Source organism: Burkholderia pseudomultivorans (genome assembly GCF_902499075.1).
Classification (GTDB): Bacteria; Pseudomonadota; Gammaproteobacteria; order Burkholderiales; family Burkholderiaceae; genus Burkholderia; species Burkholderia pseudomultivorans.
On sequence record NZ_CABVPP010000008.1, the window covers coordinates 1 to 21,073 of the forward strand.

At 67.7% G+C, this 21,073-nt stretch carries 17 protein-coding genes and 2 pseudogenes; 11 read left to right on the forward strand and 8 right to left on the reverse strand.

Annotated elements, in window-relative coordinates; translation table 11 throughout:
• Both BST28156_RS08055 and BST28156_RS08060 read left to right on the forward strand, forming a co-directional pair.
• Positions 1-1,629 (forward strand): efflux transporter outer membrane subunit (locus BST28156_RS08055; protein ID WP_174901966.1); only part of this gene is annotated, 1,629 nt, incomplete at its 5' end.
• 882 nt (positions 1,630-2,511) lie between these two features.
• Positions 2,512-3,408, forward strand: coding sequence for a DMT family transporter (locus BST28156_RS08060; protein ID WP_012217926.1), 897 nt, complete (start codon positions 2,512-2,514; stop codon positions 3,406-3,408).
• A gap of 42 nt (positions 3,409-3,450) precedes the next feature.
• Here the strand turns inward: BST28156_RS08060 and gcvA are convergent, their stop codons facing one another.
• On the reverse strand, positions 3,451-4,371 hold the full coding sequence (gene gcvA, locus BST28156_RS08065) for a transcriptional regulator GcvA (protein ID WP_038442094.1): 921 nt from the start codon (positions 4,369-4,371) through the stop codon (positions 3,451-3,453).
• Between the two features lie 1,238 nt (positions 4,372-5,609).
• Between gcvA and BST28156_RS08075 the strand changes: the two are divergent.
• From BST28156_RS08075 to BST28156_RS08085, 3 genes and pseudogenes are all read left to right on the forward strand, one after another.
• A pseudogene (locus BST28156_RS08075) lies at positions 5,610-5,753 on the forward strand (peptide transporter); the annotation flags it as partial.
• 337 nt (positions 5,754-6,090) lie between these two features.
• Positions 6,091-6,369, forward strand: a pseudogene (locus BST28156_RS08080) (hypothetical protein); the annotation flags it as partial.
• Between the two features lie 20 nt (positions 6,370-6,389).
• Positions 6,390-7,631: a saccharopine dehydrogenase family protein gene (locus BST28156_RS08085; RefSeq protein ID WP_012217931.1), complete on the forward strand. Its 1,242-nt coding sequence runs from the start codon at positions 6,390-6,392 to the stop codon at positions 7,629-7,631.
• Positions 7,632-7,771: 140 nt separating this feature from the next.
• Here the strand turns inward: BST28156_RS08085 and BST28156_RS08090 are convergent, their stop codons facing one another.
• The 5 genes from BST28156_RS08090 to BST28156_RS08110 all read right to left on the reverse strand — a co-directional run bounded on the left by BST28156_RS08090 (position 7,772) and on the right by BST28156_RS08110 (position 14,182).
• On the reverse strand, positions 7,772-8,455 hold the full coding sequence (locus BST28156_RS08090; RefSeq protein WP_006415147.1) for a type 1 glutamine amidotransferase domain-containing protein: 684 nt from the start codon (positions 8,453-8,455) through the stop codon (positions 7,772-7,774).
• A 476-nt stretch (positions 8,456-8,931) separates the two neighbouring features.
• The gene (gene hmpA / locus BST28156_RS08095) at positions 8,932-10,143 is read right to left on the reverse strand and encodes an NO-inducible flavohemoprotein (protein WP_012217932.1); all 1,212 of its coding nucleotides are present in this window, start codon (positions 10,141-10,143) and stop codon (positions 8,932-8,934) included.
• 51 nt (positions 10,144-10,194) lie between these two features.
• Complete coding sequence (locus BST28156_RS08100; protein ID WP_012217933.1) at positions 10,195-11,274, reverse strand: glycosyltransferase family 9 protein; 1,080 nt, start codon at positions 11,272-11,274, stop codon at positions 10,195-10,197.
• Entirely contained in the window at positions 11,261-13,039 is a 1,779-nt protein-coding gene (locus tag BST28156_RS08105; RefSeq protein ID WP_012217934.1) for a DUF4254 domain-containing protein, read from the reverse strand. Before BST28156_RS08105 ends, BST28156_RS08100 begins: the two co-directional genes overlap by 14 nt.
• A 33-nt stretch (positions 13,040-13,072) precedes the next feature.
• Entirely contained in the window at positions 13,073-14,182 is a 1,110-nt protein-coding gene (locus BST28156_RS08110; RefSeq protein ID WP_012217935.1) for a glycosyltransferase family 9 protein, read from the reverse strand.
• Between the two features lie 448 nt (positions 14,183-14,630).
• On the opposite strand from BST28156_RS08110, the gene BST28156_RS08115 reads away from it, so the two are divergent.
• The 4 genes from BST28156_RS08115 to BST28156_RS08130 all read left to right on the forward strand — a co-directional run bounded on the left by BST28156_RS08115 (position 14,631) and on the right by BST28156_RS08130 (position 16,426).
• Positions 14,631-15,341 (forward strand): MgtC/SapB family protein, encoded by a 711-nt coding sequence (locus tag BST28156_RS08115; RefSeq protein WP_012217936.1) that lies wholly within the window; start codon positions 14,631-14,633, stop codon positions 15,339-15,341.
• A gap of 92 nt (positions 15,342-15,433) precedes the next feature.
• Entirely contained in the window at positions 15,434-15,859 is a 426-nt protein-coding gene (locus BST28156_RS08120; protein WP_012217937.1) for a CBS domain-containing protein, read from the forward strand.
• Positions 15,859-16,194 (forward strand): DUF2934 domain-containing protein, encoded by a 336-nt coding sequence (locus tag BST28156_RS08125; protein WP_012217938.1) that lies wholly within the window; start codon positions 15,859-15,861, stop codon positions 16,192-16,194. The genes BST28156_RS08120 and BST28156_RS08125 overlap by 1 nt, the downstream gene beginning before the upstream one ends.
• 67 nt (positions 16,195-16,261) lie before the next feature.
• Positions 16,262-16,426 carry a zinc ribbon-containing protein gene (locus BST28156_RS08130; protein WP_006413433.1) on the forward strand — a complete coding sequence of 55 codons (165 nt, stop codon included), beginning with the start codon at positions 16,262-16,264 and terminating at the stop codon, positions 16,424-16,426.
• Between the two features lie 137 nt (positions 16,427-16,563).
• Here the strand turns inward: BST28156_RS08130 and BST28156_RS34980 are convergent, their stop codons facing one another.
• Positions 16,564-16,692, reverse strand: coding sequence for a hypothetical protein (locus BST28156_RS34980; protein WP_006413432.1), 129 nt, complete (start codon positions 16,690-16,692; stop codon positions 16,564-16,566).
• Positions 16,693-16,805: 113 nt separating this feature from the next.
• Entirely contained in the window at positions 16,806-19,088 is a 2,283-nt protein-coding gene (locus BST28156_RS08135) for a hybrid sensor histidine kinase/response regulator (protein ID WP_012217939.1), read from the reverse strand.
• A 525-nt stretch (positions 19,089-19,613) separates the two neighbouring features.
• Between BST28156_RS08135 and BST28156_RS08140 the strand changes: the two genes are divergently transcribed.
• Together BST28156_RS08140 and BST28156_RS08145 are read left to right on the forward strand one after the other, a co-directional pair.
• Positions 19,614-19,904 (forward strand): hypothetical protein, encoded by a 291-nt coding sequence (locus BST28156_RS08140; protein WP_012464936.1) that lies wholly within the window; start codon positions 19,614-19,616, stop codon positions 19,902-19,904.
• 122 nt (positions 19,905-20,026) lie between these two features.
• Positions 20,027-21,028 (forward strand): SDR family oxidoreductase, encoded by a 1,002-nt coding sequence (locus BST28156_RS08145; protein ID WP_012217941.1) that lies wholly within the window; start codon positions 20,027-20,029, stop codon positions 21,026-21,028.
• The last annotated feature ends 45 nt before the right edge of the window (positions 21,029-21,073 follow it).

The window sequence follows — 21,073 nt, forward strand, 5'->3', positions numbered from 1 at the left end:
CTGGGCGCGTGCACGGTCGGGCCGGATTTCACACCGCCGCGTGCGGACCTGCCCGCGGGCTGGCATGCGCTGCAGCGCGCGGACGCGGCCGCGCCCGCGTCGGGCGCGAGCGCGCCGGCTTCCACGCCGACGACGGACGCCGATCCCGATCCGCGCTGGTGGCGCGCGTTCGGCGATCCGCTGCTGGACCGGCTCGTCGAACGCGCGGCGCGCGACAACCTCGACGTGCAGGCCGCGGTGTTGCGCATCGCGCAGGCGCGTGCGCAGGTGCGTGCGGCTGCCGCGCAGGGCTTGCCCGACGTGCGCGCGAGTGCGAGCTATCAGCGCGAGCAGCTCGGCCTGAAGGGGTTCGTCGAAGATCAGGGGCTGGACCGGCAAATCGACCGGCTCGGCGCGCCGGGCTCGCCGCTCGACCGGCTCGGGCCAGGCACCGGCGCAGCCGTGCAGCAGCGTGCGCGCGGCGCGCTCGATGCATTGGAATCGCCGGTCAACCTGTGGCAGGCCGGCTTCGACGCGTCGTGGGAGCTCGATCTGTTCGGACGCGTGCGGCGCACGGTAGAGGCCGCCGATGCGCAGGCGGGTGCGGCCGTCGCGAGCCGCGACGACGCATTGCTGTCGCTCGAAGCCGAAGTCGCCCAGACCTATCTGCAGCTGCGCGGTGCGCAGACGCAGCGCGCGCTCGCCGACGAACTCGTGGACGCGCAGCGCGAACTGCGCGATCTGACGCGCGAGCAGGCTGCACACGGCCTGGCGAGCGACCTCGACGTGCGCAGCGCCGATGCGCGGCTTGCCCAGTTGCGTGCGCAACTACCGCAGTTCGATCAGCAGATCGTGCTGCTGAAGAACGGGCTTGCCTATCTGGTCGGCGGCGCGCCGGGCGCGCTCGACGACTGGCTCGACACGCCGCGTGCGCTGCCGGGCGTGCCGCCCGCCGTGCCGGTCGGCCTGCCGTCGACGCTCGCGCGGCGTCGGCCCGACATCCGGCGCGCGGAAGCCGACCTGCACGCGGCGACGGCCGACGTCGGCGTCGCGGTCGCGCAGTTCTATCCGGACGTGTCGCTGACCGGGCAAGTCGGGCTGCGCGCGACGCATGTGCGCGAGCTCGCGCACTGGTCGCATCTGTTCTATGCGTTCGGGCCCGCGGTATCGCTGCCGATTTTTTCGGGTGGCGCGCTGGTGTCGAACCTGCGGCTCACGCAGGCGCGTCAGGCGGAGGCGGCGCTCGCGTATCGGCAGACCGTGCTCGTCGCGCTGCGCGACGTCGACAATGCGCTCGCCGTGTGCCGCACCGACCAGACGCGCGCGGCCGCGCTCGACGATGCCGTGCGCGCGGAGCAGGGCGCGCTGGAACTCGCGCGCGATCGTTACCGCAAGGGGCTGTCGCCGTTTCTCGACGTGCTCGACGCGGAGCGGCAATGGTCGGAAGGGCGTCAGCAGGCCGTGCAGGGCGCGCTGCAGACGACGACCGATCTCGTCGCGCTGTACAAGGCGCTCGGCGGGGGGTGGCGGGAGGGGGAGGGTGGGCGTGATGGTGGGGCGCGTGCTGATGCTCGGCGTGTCGATGCTGCGCGTGCCGATGCTTCGCGAACCGATGCGGCGCGCGACGCGCAGGCGCCCGCGCAACCGTAGCCGTGTACGCTGCTCAGCGCGGGGGCGCGCGCTGCGTCATGCTGCGACGATACCGGCGCGTGCTGCATGCATCGGCGATGCTGCTGGACGACCGGCGCGCAGCGGCGAATATCCTGCACGCCCATTGGCAGGTAGGTCACTAGCGTCGTAAGGGCTTCTCCTGCCGGCAATGGTGGCCGGCACGAGAAGAAGAACATAACAACCGGGTCAACGGTCCCGTTGGACTCGCCTAACTGCGCTCGCGGCGCCAAACGCTCAAGTTTCTCGCTTTCTCGATGTGTTCGACGCCTTCGTCGAAGCCGTCAGCGGTCTGGCGGACGGCTCACACCTGAAGTATGGCCTGCTCGCGAAGCAATCTCTGCTCGAATGGATGAGCCGACAAAACAAAAGAGCCGGTCGTTGGTATGGCGGCACGATGAATTAGATTCTCTAATGCTAAAAAAATAAATCTAGCTTGCTCGGGAATAATCGCATCGCTACGCTGAGACGGTTGCCGCGTCGTGTGTAGATAGTTCAATTTTTACGGGAAAGATTCGCCGACCGAGACTTAAGCTGTGGTGAATGAGAGAGCCTATTCACAAGAGTGACGAGATCATGATGTGGGCGCGCCACATAGTGATGTCGGCGGAGCATGGATTCGCTGTCTTTGATTCTCAGCCTGTTTGAGCCAACTAAATGAACATTTTTGTAGCATGGAACGGACGGATCGGTCGTACGTTCGCTTTCTGATTTAGTCGGTTCTGACATAAGTTCAATAACGGTCGCTACGTGTCATCTCCCGGCGAGCTTGTCGCAGTCGTCATGTGCGGTGCAAATGCCAATCCCGCGGCTGTACGAGAGTAACGACGGTTCTTTTAACTCCCAAAATCGACCAACTCAGCCATGAATGCCACCAATTTCGCTTTTTTGTTGACGCTTGCTGCACTATGGGGTGCGTCATTTCTGTTCATTCGGGTTGGTGCGCCCGAGTTCGGACCAGTGCCGTTGATGGCAGTGCGAATTTTGATTGCCGCAGTTTTTCTCGCTATTGTCCTCGGATCGAAACGGGGATTCCATAGGATGTCCGGCAAGATCGTACCGCTGTTTGCGATTGGCGTGCTAAATCAAGCTCTGCCTTTCTGCCTCTTCGCTTATGCCGAGCTGACGCTGCCTGCTGGAGTCACGTCGGTGATCAACGCTACGACGCCGTTGTGGGCCGCGATCGTTGCGTTCGTATGGATAGGAGACCGATTAAGCAGGACGCGCGTGGCTGGCCTGTTTATCGGCTTCGCCGGCGTGCTGATTCTTGTATGGAAAGACCTGAGCGGGCTGCGGTCGTTCAGTGAAAGCGCGATCGCACCGATCGCGGTTCTCTGCGCGACACTGCTGTATGGGATCTCTGCGAATGCAACGAAGAGATTCCTGGCCGGAGTGGATTCGCTTGCAATCGCAACGGGCAGTATGATCGGCGCTGCGATCGTTCTCGCGCCGTTTGCTGTTGTATATTGGCCGTCGACGCCGATATCGACGACCGCATGGGTCTCGGTGATCGCGCTTGGTGTTGCCTGTACGGGAATTGCCTACATTATCTATTTCTATCTGATCGCGACGGCCGGGCCGGCAAGGGCAGTATCCGTTACGTTTCTCGTGCCAATCTTCGGTCTCCTGTGGGGCACGCTGTTTCTGGATGAATCGATATCGCCGATGATGATTGCAGGATGCGGGGTTGTGATTCTGGGGACGATGCTCGCGAGTGGTGTGCTCAAACCTTCGGTGCTGGTCGGCAAACGTCCAGTATGACGGCCCCGACGCGACGGTTATCAGGCCGCTCACGCACTGAAGTCAACCGGACGATGCAAGCGACTGCATGACGTTCTTCATGATCCACTTGCGAAACAAGATGGCGCTCGGATTATCGAGCGTCTCGTTCGGATAGACAAGGTAATACGCGTACTCCGGCGTTAATGGCGCATCAAACAGGATCGTGAGTCGACCATCATCCAGCTCCGATCTGACGAGAGACTTCCTGGCGAGCGCGACGCCGTGGCAGGCCATGGCTGCATGAATCGCGCCGTTCGAATCAGTAAATATCGCTCCCTTATTTCCACGTATGCCATCGGCGCGATACTTTTCCAGCCACGCGAGCCATTCGTTGTGCCGCTCGTCGTGCAACAGCGTCGTGCGTACAAGGTCGGAAAACGATGAGAAGGGCCCGATTTGCTTTATCAAGCGCGGATTGCAAACCGGAGACAGCGGGTCGTCAAGTAGAAGTTCCGAATGGAGTCCGTGATAGCGTCCGGTGCCGTGTCGTACTGCAAAGTCTATCTGGTCCTCTGCGAACGCGGCGTAGCGATTCGTCGTACTGATCCTTAGATCTACCGTTGGTTCGGCGATCGCGAGTTGGGCCAATCGCGGCACCAGCCACTGCATCGCGAAGCTGTGCGCGCAACTGACAGTCACGATCTCGGTATGGTTTGCATTGCTGCGTAGTCGATCTGTCGCCCGAAGAATCCGGTCGAATACCTGATTCAGCTCCTGCATGTAGCGCATCCCGTGAGGTGTGATATCGATGCCTCGTGCAGAGCGATGCAACAGACTCACGCCGAGTTCGTCCTCGAGCTTGAGAATTTGTTGGCTGATCGCCGAAGCGGTCACGTGGAGTTCCGCGGCGGCGGCTTTGATACTTCGATGCTTGCCTACACTGACGAAGTAGCGTAGGGCGCGTAACGAAGGCAACGAGGAATGACTCTTCGGAGGTTTCATGTTATTGGAGTTCAGACGGCGATCCGCGCGACAGTACTACCATTCCGGCGAAGCGCCGCAAAGCCGCATTGTTTTTGACCGTCTCGTACCCGAGCCGGTGCGAAGGTTGACCGGGATAGGCGCTTATGTTGTCCATAACCGCTTTAAGAGAATGTCGACGTGACCGTCACACTGAACCCGAGTCCGAGGACAATACCGGTCAAGCGACCGGATATCGTCGCGCGCATGTTTTCGTCCGGGCCGAACGGCGACCGTCTATGCTTGCAAACGGTGTTGAACGCGATTGGGCGGGAAACCATGCCGAGACCTTGCTTTGTATACCCCAACGCCGATCAGCCTACGTCGACAGCAAGATCCAGACGGGCTTTCCTATTGCGCCGGCAAGATGAGCGACGGGTGTGTCGACCGTGATAACCAGATCGAGACGGTCGATCGTCTCCGATGCTGATGTCGATTCCATGGCCAACGAAATAGCGGGACTGGAACACAGAGTCCCTCGCCCGACGTGTAGCCGATTTGCAGGTTTCTCGCATGTGCGCTTGACATTGATATTTTAACGAGTATCAATTACGAGACCAATTTAAAAATATTGCCTGCTACATCGCGACAGATTCCGACGCAATGAAACTCGGCATCAATCGAGAAAAGCTAGCAGGCAGGTCGAAAATTGTCAACGCGCACCGGAAATAAATGCTACATCGGTATTAATGTCGATTTAGAAATAATAGTTATTGATTGTGGTGCGAACGGCTATCGGAACAATCAGCCGCTCAACCATGACTTTAATGACCGGTACGGTTCAAGCGCCAGCCGCAGTCGTCAGGACAGAATCCCGCTTCATGACCATGGTCTCCGTGCTAAATGACGAGGTCTCACAGGACGCGATGACGATGCGTCGACAATATTGGATGGCTCGCATGTCGCTGAGCAGATAGTCGCGCGCAATGCGATCGGTGAGAAAAAAGCAACCGCTTTCCTTTCAGGTTCGATTCACGTCAATTTCATTAGGCTGATGTGTGCAGACCAATTGGTCGGAGCAATCTCGCCGCGCCTAACAGTGGATATCGAGTCTGTCGCGTGACGTATCCGGAAGATCAGAACTTTGTGGGATCTGGGCACTATCAGCATCGCCGCTGACCCGCCGCTTTGGCTTGGGTTGGGATCGTGTCTCAATTTCAGCAAAACTGCCTCGTCGTGGTGGGCAGCGCACCGAGTAGCTCGCTCCGATCAATGAGCTTGCGGCGCTCGGCGTGAAGGGCAGCGTCGCGACACGCTTCGGTGCCTACGGCTACGACCTGTTCGCCGGTACGCCGGTCTACAAACCGTCCGGGTTTCCGACGGCGCGTGTCACGGTCGGTTTTCAGGTCACGGCACAGCTCTGACGATGAAAGGCCAAGCCATATACTCGGCCTCCTGTCGTCCGAGGCGAGACCGGCGAGGATCCATAGTCGACGGCGTTTCTCGTGCACGCCGCTCGCCGCGCTATGCGCGAGCGATGACAAAGCCATTTTCTCTACGGCAGCCGGCCCACCGATGTCGATTGCGCCCAGCGTGCGCCGCGCGATAGCGCGCGTGCTCGAGGCGCGCCGAGGCGTTCCTCTAATGCAGGTCCTTGACCTTGAAGTGAAGTTCAAGCCTAGAGTGCCGGCTGAGGCTCTTTGAGCCGGCGGGCTTGCGAGGCGGCGCCTGCCGCGACGAATCAGCGAGGAGAGGCAGGACATGGACATGCGCATCGGCACCACGCCAGTCGAACTCGGCTCGCCCACGGTCGACGTGCCCGCAGGCGGCTACTACGATCGCTTCCGGATGAATCCCGAACTCGACGAGATGGCACGCGACCCGGCCGCCGGCAATGTCGACTTCTTCCGGCGCATGCCAAAGCGCATCGTGGAATCGTCGGTCGGCGCCATCCGGGCGCCGAATTTCTACTACCGTTCCGGCAGCGTGCAGCTGCTGTTCGTCGCGCCGCTCGCAGCGCTGAGCGCGCGTTATCCCATCGTGTCGCCAAGGAATCATCGATGACCCAAGCCTCCTACGACCTCGTGGTGTTCGGCGCGACGAGCTTCGTCGGCCAGATCCTCACGCGCCATCTGGCCGAGCATCTCTCGAGCGGCGCCGACACGCTGCGTTGGGCGATCGCCGGCCGCTCCGAAGCGAAGCTTGCGCAGTTGCGCGATTCGCTCGGCGACGCGGCGCGCACGCTGCCGATCCTCGTCGCCGACGCGTCCGACGACGCGCAGCTCCAGGCGCTCTGCGCGCAGACGCGCGTCGTCGTGTCGACCGTCGGCCCGTATGCGCTGTACGGCGAGCCGCTCGTGCGCGCCTGCGCGCAAAGCGGCACCGACTATTGCGATCTGACGGGCGAGACGCAGTGGATCAAGCGCATGATCGACCGATACGAAGCAGCGGCCACGCAGTCGGGTGCGCGCATCGTGCATTGTTGCGGCTTCGATTCGATTCCGTCGGATCTTGGCGTGTACGTCCTTCAGCAACGCGCGCGGCACGAATGGGGCGCGCCGGCCGAGCACGTGACGATGCGCGTCAAGACCTTGAAGGGCGGCGCGTCGGGTGGAACGGTCGCGAGCATGATCAATGTCGTTCGCGAGGCCGCGGCCGATCCGGCGCTGCGCCGCATGCTGCTCGATCCGTATGCGCTGTGTCCGCGCGATCATCGCTTCACGGTGCGTCAGCATGCGGTCCGGTCGGCCGAGTTCGATCGCGATTGCGACGCGTGGATCGCGCCGTTCGTGATGGCGGCCGTCAACGAGCGCGTCGTACACCGTTCGAACGCGCTGGCCGGCGACGCATACGGCAGCGGTTTCCGCTACGACGAAGCGATCGTGACGGGGCGCGGCATCCGCGGCAGCGTCGTTGCGCGGGCGACCGTCGTCGCGCTCGGCGCATTCATGGCCGGCGTGCTCGTGAAGCCCGTGCGCAGCGCGATGGAGCGTTTCCTGTTGCCGAAGCCCGGCGAAGGACCGAGCCTCGCCGCGCAGCGCGCGGGCTGCTTCGATCTGCGCTTCTTCGGTCACGCACCGGACGGGCGGATCGTGCGCCTGAAGGTGACCGGCGATCGCGATCCCGGTTACGGGTCGACGGGCAAGATGCTCGGGCAGGCGGCGATCTGTCTCGCGCTCGACTGCCGCGCAGGCAACGACGGCACGCGCGGCGGCGGGTTCTGGACGCCCGCGACGATGTTCGGCGAGCGTCTCGTCGACCGGCTCGTCCGGCATGCGGGCCTGCGTTTCGACGCGATCTGAGCCGATTTCGCAACGACGTGTGCAGTGCCGATGCGGCACCGCCGCGCACCGCCGCGACGCGTCGCGAAATCGCCGGCCGATGCGGCACCGATCGGCCGGCGCATGCGTTGCGTTTCGTTGCGTTGCGCGCGCGCGGGTGGCTACAACAGCGCCGCGACCTGCTCGGCCGTCGCCTTCGCCGACTGCGGATTCTGTCCCGTCACGAGGCGCCCGTCGACGACGACGTTCGACGTAAACGGCAGCAGCGCCTTCTCATAGCGCGCGCCGCGCCGTTTCATCTCCTCTTCGACGTTGTACGGCACCTTGTTCGCGACGCCGGCCAGCACTTCCTCGATCCACGCGTAGCCCGTGAGCCGGCGTCCGGTCACGAGCAGCGACCCGTCGGACAAGCGCGTGTTCAACAGCCCGCAATAGCCGTGGCAGACCGCCGCGACGATGCCGCCGCGTTCGTAGATTTCTCGCGTGAGCCGCTGCAGCCCTGCATCGTCGGGGAAGTCCCACATCACGCCGTGACCGCCGGTGAAGTAGATCGCATCGAACGCGGCCGCGTCGATGTCGTCGGGGCGTGCGGTGTTGGCGAGCAGCGTCTGATGGGCCGGATCGGCGCGCCATGCTTTCGCGGCGGCGTCCGCGTGCGGCCATTTGAGCGAACGCGGCTCGAGCGGCGACACGCCGCCTTTCGGACTGACGAGCTGCTGCGTGTATCCGCGCGCGGCGAAGATGTCGTACGCGTGCGTCAGTTCGGCGAGCCACAGGCCGGTCGGCTGCGACGGGTCGGCGTAATGCGCGATGTTCGTGACGACGTGGAGGATGCGTCGGGTCATGTTCGGTAGTCCTGTCGCGATCGGCCACGGGCCGTCGCGGGTCGCGCGACGTGGTTTGCCGCAGGGCAGGGCGCGGACCGGTGGCCTCGGTGCGCGCGCGGACATTAACCATAACCTTCAAGCGAAGTTCAAGGTCAAGCGGTTTGCGCGGCTGCGGTCGATGCGTCGTTGGCGATGTAAGGCCGAACGATCGCGTCGGGTCTCGGCGTGCCCGGTGAGGCGTTGCATGCTGCGCGTTTCACCGGTGGCGAAGTGACGTGCGTTTTTGAAAGTCGAAGTTACGGATCAAAATGATGTCGTTATGATAAGAAAACTTATCCCGATGAATGCGAATATCGGCGTGATGCGCCCGCCATGTTCGGGAAAATTTCGCGTCGGCGCGGCAGCGCATCGGCTGCGGTGCCGCACCGGCGCATACGCACGAACGTCAGGGACGTCACGCGACGGTCCCGATCGCGATTCCCGCGCGCCGCGCATCATTCCGCAAACAGATCCGGCCCGAACACCTCGTAATGAATCCGCGCTTCCGGAATGTCGAGCTGTTTCAGCGCATCGTGCTGCAGCCGCATGAACGGCACGGGCCCGCAGATGTAGTAATCGGCGTCCGGAAGCAGGATCGCATCCTTGATCGCATTCACGTCGACGAGGCCCGCATGGTCGTAGTCGCGCCCGGGCAGATCCTGCGGAAGCGGATCGTCGTAGAACACGATCAGGCTGAAATTCGTATGCGTGCGCGCGGTTTCGCGCAGCCGGTCGCGCATCGCGTGCACGCCGCTGTTGCGCGCGCCGTGGACGAACACGACCTGCCGCTTCGGATCCTGGATCGCGCGCTTGAGCATGCTGATCATCGGCGTGAGCCCCACGCCGCCGCTGATCAGCACGATCGGCGTGCTCGCATCGACGTCGATATGGAAGCAGCCGTAAGGCGCGGCCAGGCGCATCTCGTCGCCGACGTTCACGTGATCGTGCAGCAGGCACGACACATGGCCGGGCGGATAGGGGCCGCCGCCTTCGCGTTTCACCGAAATCCGGTACGTGCGGCCGTTCGGCATGTCGGACAGGCTGTACTGGCGGATCTGTTGCAGGCCGAGCGTCGGCACGTCGACCGCGACGCTCACGTATTGGCCCGGCTCGAAATTCGCGACCGGCTGGCCGTCGGCCGGCTCCAGCACGAATGAAGTGATCACGCTGCTTTCCGGCCGCTTGTCGCGGACGATGAAGGTCCGCCAGCCGGTCCAGCCGCCGACGCGCGTCGCCGACTGCTCGTACAGCCCGCTTTCCATCCCGGCGAGCAGATCGGCGAGGTTGCCGTACGCCTGCGCCCACGCGGAGATGATCTCGTCGGTGGCCGCATCGCCGAGCGTCTCCTTGATCGCGCCGAGCAGATGCTCGCCGACGATCGGATAGTGTTCGGGCCGCACGCCGAGACTCGCGTGCTTGTTCGCGATGTTCTTCAGCACGGCCGCGAGGCTACCCGGATCCTCGATGTTTTCCGCATACGCGTACACCGCACGCGCAAGCGCCTGCTGCTGCTGGCCCTGTTCCTGGTGCGTCATGTTGAACACGTTCTTCAGTTCCGGGTGCGCGTCGAACAGGCGTCGATAGAAGCACTGGATGATGTCGTAGCCGTGTTGCGCCAGCACGGGGGCCGTCGCCTTGACGATGTCCTTCGTTTGCTGCGTCAGCATGAGCGAACTCCTTTCAAGTGGCAGGGAAGCGGCTCGGGGAAGCCGGTGCGGCTAGGTGCGCTCGGCGAGCACTTCGTCGGCAAGCGTCGCGACTTCGTCGACGGTTACGTCGTCGACGAAGCTGTCGTCGTGCGCGCAGCGCGACGTCAAATTGGGCTCGCCGCAGACCGGGCAGACGATACGCGGCGACACTGCCGCGCGACAGCGGCCCTGCGCGAGCGGCAACGCCTGCAGCGCATTGGTGAACCAGAATATACCGACGCACGGCGTGCCGAGCGCGGCCGCGAGATGCAGCGGCCCCGTGTCGTTCGACAGCATCAGCGCCGCGTGTTCGAGCAGCGCCGCGAGGCCGCCGATGTCGAGCGCGCCGGCCAGATCGAGCGCGGGCGCGTGCATCGCGTCGAGTACCGCGCGCACGATCGGCCGCTCTTGCGCGGTGCCGACCACCGCGATGCGTAGCCCGCGTGCCGCGAGCCGGTCGGCGACCGCCGCGAAATGCCGCGGCGACCAGCGCCGCCGCGGATCGCGTGCGGACGGCTGCACGACGACGAGCTCGTGCAGCTGCTCCGCGATGTCGGGCGGCAGCGCTGCGCGCATCGCGTGGCGGTCGCGCTCGATCACGGCGAGGTCGGGGCCGGCCGGCCACAGCGTCGCGCCGGCCAGGCTCACGATCTCGAGCGCGAGCAGGCGGCGGTTCTGCCAGCGGCCGTAGGGCGTCCAGCGATCGAGCGGCGGCGCGCCCGGCGCGCACGCACCGACGGCGATCCGCGCACCGAGCGCGCGCGTGAACGGATTGGCCTGCGCGCCGCCGCCGAACAGCTGCACCGCGACGTCGAACGGCGGATCGTCGGCACGCACGCGAAACGTCCGGTCAATGGGCGGCGCGTCGGGCGGCAGCGGGCGGCCGGGATCGACGGCGGCCGGCCGGACGCGCACGACGTCGATCGGGCCCGGCCGATCGCGGAAGAACGACGCATGCCAGTCGAGCCCGACATAGACGATGCACGCGTCGCGGTAGGCGACGCGCAAGGCGCGCAGCGCCGGCAGCGTCATCATCGTGTCGCCGAGCGCGTCCGGGCCGACCACCGCGATGGACCGGACGTCGCCGATATGTCCGTCAACGGATCGCATGAGCGGCTTCGTCGATCAGGTGCGCGAGCACGAACGGCGCATCGACGTCCCGCTCGCGCACGGTCGTCGGCAGTTCCGCGTGATACGCGCCGGACGGAAACAGGCCGCAGCCGCCGAAGCGCGCCATCACGCGCAGTTGCGCCAGCACGTCCTCGCCGCAATGCCGCGCCGGCAGTGCGCGCCAGAATTCGAAGCCGCCGCACGCGCGCAGCTTCGCGGTATCGAACAGCACGCAGCCGCCGACCCAGGCGACGCGGTAGACGCGCGACGCGTTGCGCGGCACGCGCAGCCGGCATTGCGCGTGGTACAGATTCGCCGCGCTGTGCAGATGATGACGCGCCCATTCGGGACCGCCTGGCGCGAGCACCTCGGGCCTCACGCGACCGTCCCAGAACTCGACGTGCTGATGGTGCGCGCGCACGTCGCCGATATGGCTGAGCCCGTGCAGCGCGGAGCCGACGAAGCCGCAGCGGTGCGTGTCGAGCGCGTGCACGAGGCGCGCGACGAGATCGGCTTCGAGAATCACGTCGTCGTCGACGAACAGGCAGCGCGGCGCACGCGCATGCGCCAGTAGGAAGGCGCGCTGTTCGGCGAGCCCCATTGCCGGCATGTGGCGCTCGAGCTGCACGTCGACGCCCTGCGCGCCGGCGAAGCGCACGGCGGCACGCAGCAGCGCATCGTCGGCAGCCGCGAGCGCCGATTGATCGGAGACGACGACGCGCAACGGCCGGTGCGTTTGCAGCGCGACGGTCGTCAGCGTCAAGGCAAGCGCGTGCGGGCGGTCGCAGGTCGGAATCAGCACGTCGACGGCGTGCGATGCCGGCTGTGTCGGCGATGGGCGGGCGATCGTGTCGTGCATGTCGTCCGCGCCGTGCGCTGCGTGGCGCGACGCGGCTGCGTGCGCGTCGGCGGCCGAGCCGCGTGGCACACCGGGAGGCGGGCCCGGCGGCGTCGGCGGCGCATCGGGCGGGACGTCCATCGGCGGTGTCGGCGGCATGTCGGGCGGGACATCGGTCGGCCGTGTCGGCGGCGGGTCGTCGGTCGGCCGTGTCGGCGGCGGGTCGTCGGGTGCGGCCGGTTCGGGCGCATCGTCACGCGTCGGCTCGGCCGGTGCAGCAGTCGGTGCTGCAGCCGAGGCGACCGGTCCCGCGTTCGCGGCCGCCGTATCGTTCGCGACCTGGCCGCCCAGATACGGATTCAACGCCGGATCGTTGTACATCTTGAACTGCCGATACACCTTGAAGCGCGCCGTGCCGGCCGCCGCGTCGGCGAGCAGCGCATCGAGGCACGCGGCGAGATCGGTGCGCTGCTCGCGCAGGCGTTCGAGTTTCGCGCGGCACGATGCGCGATGCGCGGCGTCGACATCGTCCCGCGCGACGTGCAGCCCCATGTGATGGATCTTCAGCGCGAGGATCGACAGCCGGTCGATGATCGAGCCGGCCGTTTCGCTGTTGAGCCGCGCATCCGCGTGCGCGGGCGGCAGCGCGGCGAGCAGCACCTCGTCGAGCGCCTCGACCGCGTCGTTGCGCTGCTGGTTCAGCCGATCGATCGCGCGCTTGTTCTCGACGATCGCGCGATCGGCCACGTCGCGGCGCCGCGCTTCGTCCTCGTGGCGCCACAGCGACGCATTGCAGTCGTGATTGCGATGGATCTGCCGCCACGCGGGACCGACGTCGTCGACGGTCGCACCGCAGTCGTCGTCGACGCGCGCGAGCAGCGCCGCATCGTGGAAGTACGTGATGTCGGCGGCATGGATCGGTTGCATCGGCCTCTCCTCGATCGGTTCGGACACGTGGCGCTAGCGCGCGGACACGTCGTCTCGCGGCGGCGATAGCGCGGCCGCCGCGTGTGCGCGTGCATCGCGCGACAGCAGCATGCAGCCCGCTTCGAGCACGTCGTTTACGCGCGTCGCGTCCGGGTCGCGCACGCATACGTGGCGGTTGCGGTCGAGCGGCGCCCAGCGCTCGGGGTCCGCGCGGCCCAACACGACGACGCTCGGCACGCGCAGCGCGGCCGCGAGATGCGAGACGCCGGTGTCGTTGCAAAGCAGGAGCCGCGCACGCGCGATCAGCGCGGCCATCGCGCCGATCGACAGCCCGCAGGTCGCGTCGATCGTGTCGCCGCCCGTGCGCGCGGCGACATGACGCGCGAGCGGCTGCTCGGCCGCGGATCCGGTCAGCACGATCGTCAGCCCGTGACACGCGGCGAGATGGCGCGCGACGTGCGCGAACGCGTCGGGCGGCCAGCACTTGTGTGCGGCGCTCGCGCCCGGATGCACGCAGAGCAGCGGCCGGTCGCCGAGCCGTGCGAGCAGCCCGCTGTCGCGCAGTTCCGCATGGTCGGCCGGCGTAAGCGGAAATTCGAGGTGCGACGCGTCGGCCGACGGTGTCGACGCGCCGAGTGCGCGTACGAGCTGCAGCAGGCGCAGCGGTTCGGGGCCGCGGTCCGGATAGGGCAGCCACGCACGCGTCGTGGGCACGGCATCGGTGCGCGTGAAGCCCGCGACGGCCCGCGCGCCGAAACGGCCGACGATCGCGTTCGTCACGCGGCCGTCGCCGTGCATCTGGATCGCGAGATCGGGCTGCCAGCGCGCGAGCGTCGCGCCGAAGTCCGCGCGTGCCGCCTCGTCGACCGTGCGCTCCGGCAGCCGCGCATCGCCGGGAAAAACCGCGATGTCGTCGACGTAGCGATCGTAGCGGCGCATCCACTGCGCGGCCGACGGCAGCGTGACGAGCCGGATCGCGGCCGCCGGCTGCGCGTCGCGCAGCGCGCGCAAGGCGGGGACGGCGCACAGCATGTCGCCGAGCCGCAGCGCACGGAACACGACGATCGAGCGCAGCGGGCGCGCGAGCGGCGGTGTATCGGCGATGCGCTGCTGCATCGACGCGGCAAACGGGATCACGGACATGACGGACGCGGTTAGCAAGCGCCGCAGGCGGGCGCGACGGCGTGCGGGCCCGCATCGGCCGTACCTGCCTCGCGGGCCGCGCGCCGCGCGGCGCCGGCATGCGCGAGCGGCACGCCGTGCAGCGGCCGTGCCACGCGCGCGCGTGCACGCGGCGCGGATGCCGCGCTGCGTCGACACCTTTCTACAATCGCGCGGACAGGTTCTACACGTGCACGAACGGCCGAACGGCGCACGCGGCAGCCGATTACGAGCGACGACGCATTTGTCCGACGACAGCGTGCGCCCATGGCGGTGTAGCGGGGACGGAACTTGCTGATCGGTCGTATCCACCGCGATCCCCGCGGTGCGGGCAACCGCCGACGTCTTCGGCCGGCATCCCGCGCGCGCCGTGCGCTGCCGCGTGCGCGCGACGGCGTGCCGATCGCGCGTCGGCGCGCGGAGCGCGCACATGGACACGATGCCGATCGTTCTTCAATGGGGCGACATCCTCGCCCGCGTCGCACTGTCGCTGATCGCCGGCGCGCTGATCGGCTTCGATCGCAGCGAGGCCGGCAAGACGGCCGGCTTGCGCACGGCGATGCTCGTCTGCGCCGCCGCGTGCCTGGCGATGCTGCAGGTGAATGCGTTGCTCGGGCAGAGCGGCAAGACGCCGCAAAGCTTCGCGCAGCTCGACCTGATGCGGCTGCCGCTCGGGATCCTGACCGGCATGGGCTTCATCGGCGGCGGCGCGATCCTGCATCGCGACGGGCTCGTCACGGGCGTGACGACGGCCGCGACGCTGTGGTTCGTCACGGTGATCGGGCTGTGCATCGGCGGCGGGCAATTGCAGCTGGGCGCGCTCGGGCTCGCGGTCGGGCTCGTCGTCATATGGCCGCTGCGGCACGTCGAGCAGCGGCTGCGGCGCACGCGCACCGCGCTCGTGACGGTCGAATACGAGATCGCGTCGACGAGCCGCGACCGCCTGCTCGCGCTGATGCGCGAGGCGGGCTTCAAGTGCCGCGTGCGCGGGTTTCACGAGGCGGCGACGCAGTCGCTGCGCGAGGAAACCTTCGTCGTGCAATGGCGCGAAACGCCCGACAACGACGCGATGGTGCACCGGCTCACCGGCATGGCGGGCCCCGCCGGCCTGAAGTCGATCCGCTGTTCGGCGGAGAACTGACGCGCGCCGGCGCGCGAATCCGCGCGCGGAACGCCCGATGCTCGTTCGCCGCACCGCGCTTTGCGGTTTTCCGGTTTTGGAAGGAGTGAACCATGACGATAGTGGCTGATGTAATGACGCGCGACGCCGCGACGATCGGGCCGACGCAGACGCTGCGCGATGCGGCGAAGCTGATGGACGACCTGAACGTCGGCGCGCTGCCGGTGTGCGACGGAACGCGGCTGATCGGGATGCTGACCGACCGCGACATCGTCGTGCGGGCGGTGTCGATGGGCGTGCCGCCCGACGAGTCGATCGAGGGCGTCGTCAGCGGACCCGCGAACTGGTGCTACGAGGACGACGACATCGCGGAGGTCCAGAAGAAGATGGAGGACGCGCAGATCCGTCGCGTGCCGGTGGTCGACCGCGAGAAGCGGCTGGTCGGCATCGTCGCGCTCGGCGATCTCGCGACCTCGGCCGACGGCGGCATGTCGTCGACGCTCGGTGCCGTCTCGTCGCCGTCGCGGCCGGAGCGCTGATGGCGGCCCCGCGCAAGGCCCGGCGCACGGGCAGCAAACGCATCGATCATCGGGAGAACGTGATGGACGATCAGCAGAACGTGAAGAACGGCGACAGGGAAGCGCAGATCAGGGAACGCGCGTACCGTCTCTGGCAGGACGCCGGCTCGCCGGACGGCAACGCGGAAGCGTACTGGCTGATGGCCGAGCGGCAGCTCGACGCGGAGGGCGGCGCGACGGCCGCGACCGAGCCGCCGCTCGAGCAGTCGGCGAAACGCCGGATTCCGGGCGAGCCGCTGCAGGAGGACGATACCGCGCTGTCCGACGAGCTCGCGCACGACCGGCGGCGCATCTGAACGACGACGGCCGCAGCGCGTCGGCGTGCGGCCGGCGCGCGTGCGCGCGTCGTCATGGAGATTCGACATGACGGCTCATGCAGGCGAAAAAGCGGAGAAGACGGGCGACTTCCGCTGCGAGAAGTGCCATCGCTCGACGCACGTGCGTCAGGGCGAGCGGATTCCGAAGTGTCCGCATTGCGGCAACGACACGTACGGCGAGCGCACGCGCGAGCCCGGCAACAAGGGATGAGGGAGCGGCGCGGTGCCACGCGCGACGCGCGAGCGGGGCGCCGTGCAGCGGGTGCCGTGCAACGGGCGACGTGCAACGCGCGCCGCGTGGGCGCGCCGTGCACACAGACGCCGTGCCGCGCGCACCGCGCGGCGACGCTAGCCGTCTTCGCCGACTTCCGTCGGATCCGGCAATTCGGGCAGATCGTCGTTGCGCTCGGGCGCGGGCGGTTCGGGCGGCCGGCCGGTATCGTCGTGTTCCTGCGGCGGGGTCGGGGTGCCGGTCATGATCGTCCTCCGTGATGATTGCGGCCGCGGAATCGGCCGTTACGATGGACGAGCATCGCGCGTGCCGCATGCGCCGCACACGGTACGCAGCAGCACGCGGCCGCTACAAGCGCTCACAGCTGCGGCTGTCCGTCGACTTGCGGCAACGGCGGAACGGGCGACGCGGCCGGCACGGGCGCCACGGCTGCGATGGGTGCCGCGGGCGCCAGCGGCGCCGGCGCATGCACGGGGTCGCTGTCGTCGATCGCGCGGTGCAGCGCGGCCGGATCGACCGGCTTCACGAGATGATGACGGAATCCCGCTTCGAGACAGCGTTCGCGATCCGCAATCCGGCCGTAGCCGGTCAGCGCGAGGAAGGTGCAGGGCTTGTCGGTCTCGATGGCCTTCAGCCGCCGGATCAGCTCATAGCCGTCCATGACCGGCAGTCCGATATCGAGGATCGCGACGTCGGGCTCGTGCGAGCGGAACGCGCCGAGCGCCGACAGCGGGTCGTGCACGACCGCGACGTCGTGCCCCGCGTCGCGCAGCCATTGCGCGAGCGTCGCGGCCGCGTCCTCGTTGTCGTCGACGAGCAGCACGCGGCGGCGCGTGCCGACCGGCACCGCGGCGGGCCGATGCTCGGGTTCGCGCGCGTCGGCGTCGAGCGCGGTCGGCCGGTATTCGGGCAGCGTCACCGTGAACGTACTGCCGAGACCAGGCCCTGCGCTATCGGCGCGGACGGTCCCGCCGTGCAGCATCACGAAGCTCTTCACGAGCGCGAGACCGATGCCGAGGCCGCCGTCCATGCGTCCCGGCTCGCCGCCGAGCCGGAAAAACGGTTCGAAGATGCTGTCGAGCCGGTCCGGCGGAATGCCGGCGCCGCTGTCGCGCACTTCGATGACGATCGTGTCGCCGTCGCTGCGCGCGACGTGCAGCCCGATGTCGCCGCCCGGCGCCGTGTATTTCGCCGCGTTGGTCAGCAGGTTCGCGACGACCTGCGACAGCCGCACCGGATCGCCGTGGCAGCGGACGTCCGCATCGATGTCGACGTGCAGCCGATGGCGGCGCTGTTCGAGCAGCGGGCTCGCGACTTCGACCGCGCGATCGACGATGTCGCCGATCCGCACCGCTTCCTTCTTCAGCTCGATCTTGCCGCGCGTGATGCGCGACACGTCGAGCAGATCGTCGATCAGCCGCACCATGTGATCGAGCTGCCGCTGGATGATCGCGATCTCGTTCGGCGTCGCGTGGCCTTCGCGGCTGCGCACGAGCTCGAGCGCGAGCGAGATCGGCGTCAGCGGATTGCGCAGTTCGTGGCCGAGCACGGCGAGGAACTGGTCCTTCGCGTGATTGGCGTCGCGCAGTTCGGCGAGCAGCCGGTCGCGCTCCGCGTTCGCCGCCTGCAGCTTCTCGCGCGCGGCGACGTGCTCGGTCACTTCGACCGCGCTGACGATCACGCCGATGCCGTCGGCTTGCGGCTGCGGGTTGAAATGCAGCCGATAGACGCGCGCGCCCTCGGGCGTCGCGCGGTCGCGATGTTCGCCGATCGTCGTCGACACGCCGTGCGCGCGCGCATCGTCGAGCGCGCGCGTGACGGCCGGCGAGTCCGCGCCCGGCATCACGGACGCGAGCGGCCGGCCGACGATGTCGGTGCGTCCGCACATCGCCGAAAACCGGTGGTTCGCGAGCACGATGCGGTGTTCGGGGCCGGCGAGCAACGCGATCGGCAGCGGCGCGTGCATCAGCACGCCGTTGCGCTGGCGCTCGGCGTCCTCGCGGCGGCGGATCTCGGCGCCGAGTGCGCGCGAGCGCTGCTGCGACAGCGCGAGCGTCAGATGTAGCTCGCGCTCGTCGTTGCGCAGCGACGCGGCCGGCAGCACGCGCCGGTGCAGCGCACAGACGTGGCGAAACAGCGTCGATTGCTCGGCGCCCGGAAACGCGTCGTGCGGATAGCCGCAATAGAGCGAGAAGCGGTGCCGCTCGATCAGCTCGTTCCAGAGCGCCTCGAGCCGCAGCGCGGCGTCCGGCTGGCCGCGCGCGCAGAGCACGGCGACCATTTCACCGAACGCATGCACGGGCCGGCCCGCGGCGATCGCGGCTTCGACTATCGCGCCGACCGAGCGCAGAAAACGATCGCGATCGGGCATGTCGCCGTCCATGAAGCGCGCGAGCAGCGCTTCGGCATCCGACACGAACACGCGCCGGCGTGCCGGCTCGCCGATCGCGGCGACCAGCGCGCCGAGCCGCTCGACGACGTCGGCGAGGCGGTCGGCGCGCACGATCACGATCGCGCTGCCGCCGCTGCGCAGCGCGTCGCCGGCGAACGCGACGACCTCCGGCAGCAATTGCTCGACGGAATCGTAGAACTGGACGAAATGGTCGGCGCCGCTCGGCGCCGGTTCCAGCGGAGAAACCATTGTTGTATCTCGCTACGGGTTGCCGTGAAGCGTTGCGCACGGTGGTCGCCGAGGTACCGCGCGCGCTGCCGCATGGCTGTGCTCGTCCTCCCGGTCGTTGCGTGCGCCGCCGGCAGGCGATGCGCGCACGACACCGGACGAGTCGTTTCCTGTCGTTGCCCCAAACCACGGCAGTGTGACGATGCCGCAATGCGGTAGCCGGGCGTAGCAATGCGCGTGCCGCGCCCCGGCGACCGCCCGGACGACCGCCTGGCCGCGCCGGACGGGGCAGCCGCGCCGCGCGCGAGTCGGCCCTCGTGCGTGCGGCGCTTGTAAATTCTGCATCGTGTGTAGCGGACGGACAAGCCGCGGCGCGTGCGGTGGCATGCGCGGCGGGCCGGTCGCCGCGGATTCCCGCCAATTCGTCGCATGGTCGCACGCCATCGATGCGCGCGCGTCGGAATGGCGCTTGCTTGCGGCCACGCTGCAGGCCGCCGCCGCTCCGGCGGCGACGTACCGTTGCAGCCGCATCTACCGGAAAGAACCATGACGCAATCGAAACAGCAGCAGGACCACGACACGCGCGGCACGCGCCCCGGCACGCAGGACGAACAGCCTTTGCAGCCGGCGGAGCCGCCGCATCGTCCCGAGGCGGGCCGCCCGCCCGGCCATGCGCCGGGCGGCGGCGAGCTCGACGAAATTCCGGACGCCGACGTCGGCAAGGTCGCGCCCGACGATCCGCGCGAGACCGAGGTGCGCGACCCGGCCAACGACAAGCCGTGGCCCGAGGAGCACGACGGGCCCGACGACGCCGGCGACCGGCCGCGGCCGCTGTAGCGCGCACGCGCCCGATCGGCATCCGGCCTGTCGGTAACCGAATTCCCACCAGGCGTCGCGCGCGCGCCGCGGGGCGCTGTCGACACGGCCGTTCCCGCCGAGCGGTCGATGGAGTCTCGATCATGTCATCCGATGAAATTTCCGAATCGCGGCGCAAATGGATGCAGGGCACGACCGCCGGGCTCGTGGCCGGCGTCGCGATGCCCGCCGTCGCGCAGACGGGCGCCCCGTCCGCCGGCGATACCGCGCCGCGCGACCCGCGGCCGCTGTATCCGCACGCGCCGTTTCCGGCGCAGCACCAGCCGTGGCCGGGGCTCGCCGGCCGCATGACGCCGCGCCCCGATCACGGCGAGCGCAGCTACCGCGGCAGCGGCCGGCTGGCCGGCCGCAAGGCGCTGATCACCGGCGGCGACTCGGGCATCGGCCGCGCCGTCGCGATCGCGTTCGCGCGCGAAGGCGCGGACGTCGCGATCGTCTATCTGCCGGAGGAGGAGCCCGATGCGCGCGAAGTCGTGCAGCTGATCCGCAGTGCGGGGCGCACGGCGGTGCCGCTGCCGGTCGACATCCGCAGCGAGGCCGCGTGCAACCGGCTCGTCGAGCAGGCCGCCACCGCGCTCGGCGGGCTCGACATCCTCGTGAACAATGCGGCGCGCCAGCAGAGCCACCCGTCGATCCTCGACATCAGCACCGAGCAGTTCGACTGGACGCTGCGCACGAACCTGTACGCGATGTTCTGGATCACGCGCGCGGCGATCCCGCGGATGCCGGCCGGCGCGGCGATCGTCAATACGACCTCGGTGAACGCGTACGATCCGTCCGCGAACCTGCTCGACTATGCGATGACGAAGGCCGCGATCGCGAATTTCACGAAGGGGCTCGCCAAGCAGATGATCGAGCGCGGGATACGCGTGAACGGCGTCGCGCCGGGGCCGTTCTGGACGCCGCTGCAGGTGACCGGCGGGCAGACCGAGCAGAACGTCGAGAAGTTCGGCGAGCAGGTGCCGATGGGCCGCCCGGGGCAGCCGGCCGAGATCGCGTCGATCTACGTCGAGCTCGCGTCGGCGCAGGCGAGCTACGTGACCGGGCAGATCTACGGCGCGTCGGGCGGCGCGGGGCAGCCGTGACGGCAGGCGCGAAGGCCGCCATGAATGCGGGCGTCTTGGAAAACT

Excerpts from the sequence above, each read along its gene's own strand:
- BST28156_RS08130 (WP_006413433.1), top strand. The coding sequence starts at position 16,262 with ATGACGGCTCATGCAGGCGAAAAAGCGGAGAAGACGGGCGACTTCCGC.
- hmpA (WP_012217932.1), bottom strand. The coding sequence starts at position 10,143 with ATGCTGACGCAGCAAACGAAGGACATCGTCAAGGCGACGGCCCCCGTG.
- BST28156_RS08145 (WP_012217941.1), top strand. The coding sequence starts at position 20,027 with ATGTCATCCGATGAAATTTCCGAATCGCGGCGCAAATGGATGCAGGGC.
- BST28156_RS08115 (WP_012217936.1), top strand. The coding sequence starts at position 14,631 with ATGGACACGATGCCGATCGTTCTTCAATGGGGCGACATCCTCGCCCGC.
- BST28156_RS08120 (WP_012217937.1), top strand. The coding sequence starts at position 15,434 with ATGACGATAGTGGCTGATGTAATGACGCGCGACGCCGCGACGATCGGG.
- BST28156_RS08060 (WP_012217926.1), top strand. The coding sequence starts at position 2,512 with ATGAATGCCACCAATTTCGCTTTTTTGTTGACGCTTGCTGCACTATGG.
- BST28156_RS08085 (WP_012217931.1), top strand. The coding sequence starts at position 6,390 with ATGACCCAAGCCTCCTACGACCTCGTGGTGTTCGGCGCGACGAGCTTC.
- BST28156_RS08105 (WP_012217934.1), bottom strand. The coding sequence starts at position 13,039 with ATGCAACCGATCCATGCCGCCGACATCACGTACTTCCACGATGCGGCG.
- BST28156_RS08090 (WP_006415147.1), bottom strand. The coding sequence starts at position 8,455 with ATGACCCGACGCATCCTCCACGTCGTCACGAACATCGCGCATTACGCC.
- BST28156_RS08125 (WP_012217938.1), top strand. The coding sequence starts at position 15,859 with ATGGCGGCCCCGCGCAAGGCCCGGCGCACGGGCAGCAAACGCATCGAT.
- BST28156_RS08100 (WP_012217933.1), bottom strand. The coding sequence starts at position 11,274 with ATGCGATCCGTTGACGGACATATCGGCGACGTCCGGTCCATCGCGGTG.
- BST28156_RS08140 (WP_012464936.1), top strand. The coding sequence starts at position 19,614 with ATGACGCAATCGAAACAGCAGCAGGACCACGACACGCGCGGCACGCGC.
- BST28156_RS08110 (WP_012217935.1), bottom strand. The coding sequence starts at position 14,182 with ATGTCCGTGATCCCGTTTGCCGCGTCGATGCAGCAGCGCATCGCCGAT.
- BST28156_RS34980 (WP_006413432.1), bottom strand. The coding sequence starts at position 16,692 with ATGACCGGCACCCCGACCCCGCCGCAGGAACACGACGATACCGGCCGG.
- BST28156_RS08135 (WP_012217939.1), bottom strand. The coding sequence starts at position 19,088 with ATGGTTTCTCCGCTGGAACCGGCGCCGAGCGGCGCCGACCATTTCGTC.
- gcvA (WP_038442094.1), bottom strand. The coding sequence starts at position 4,371 with ATGAAACCTCCGAAGAGTCATTCCTCGTTGCCTTCGTTACGCGCCCTA.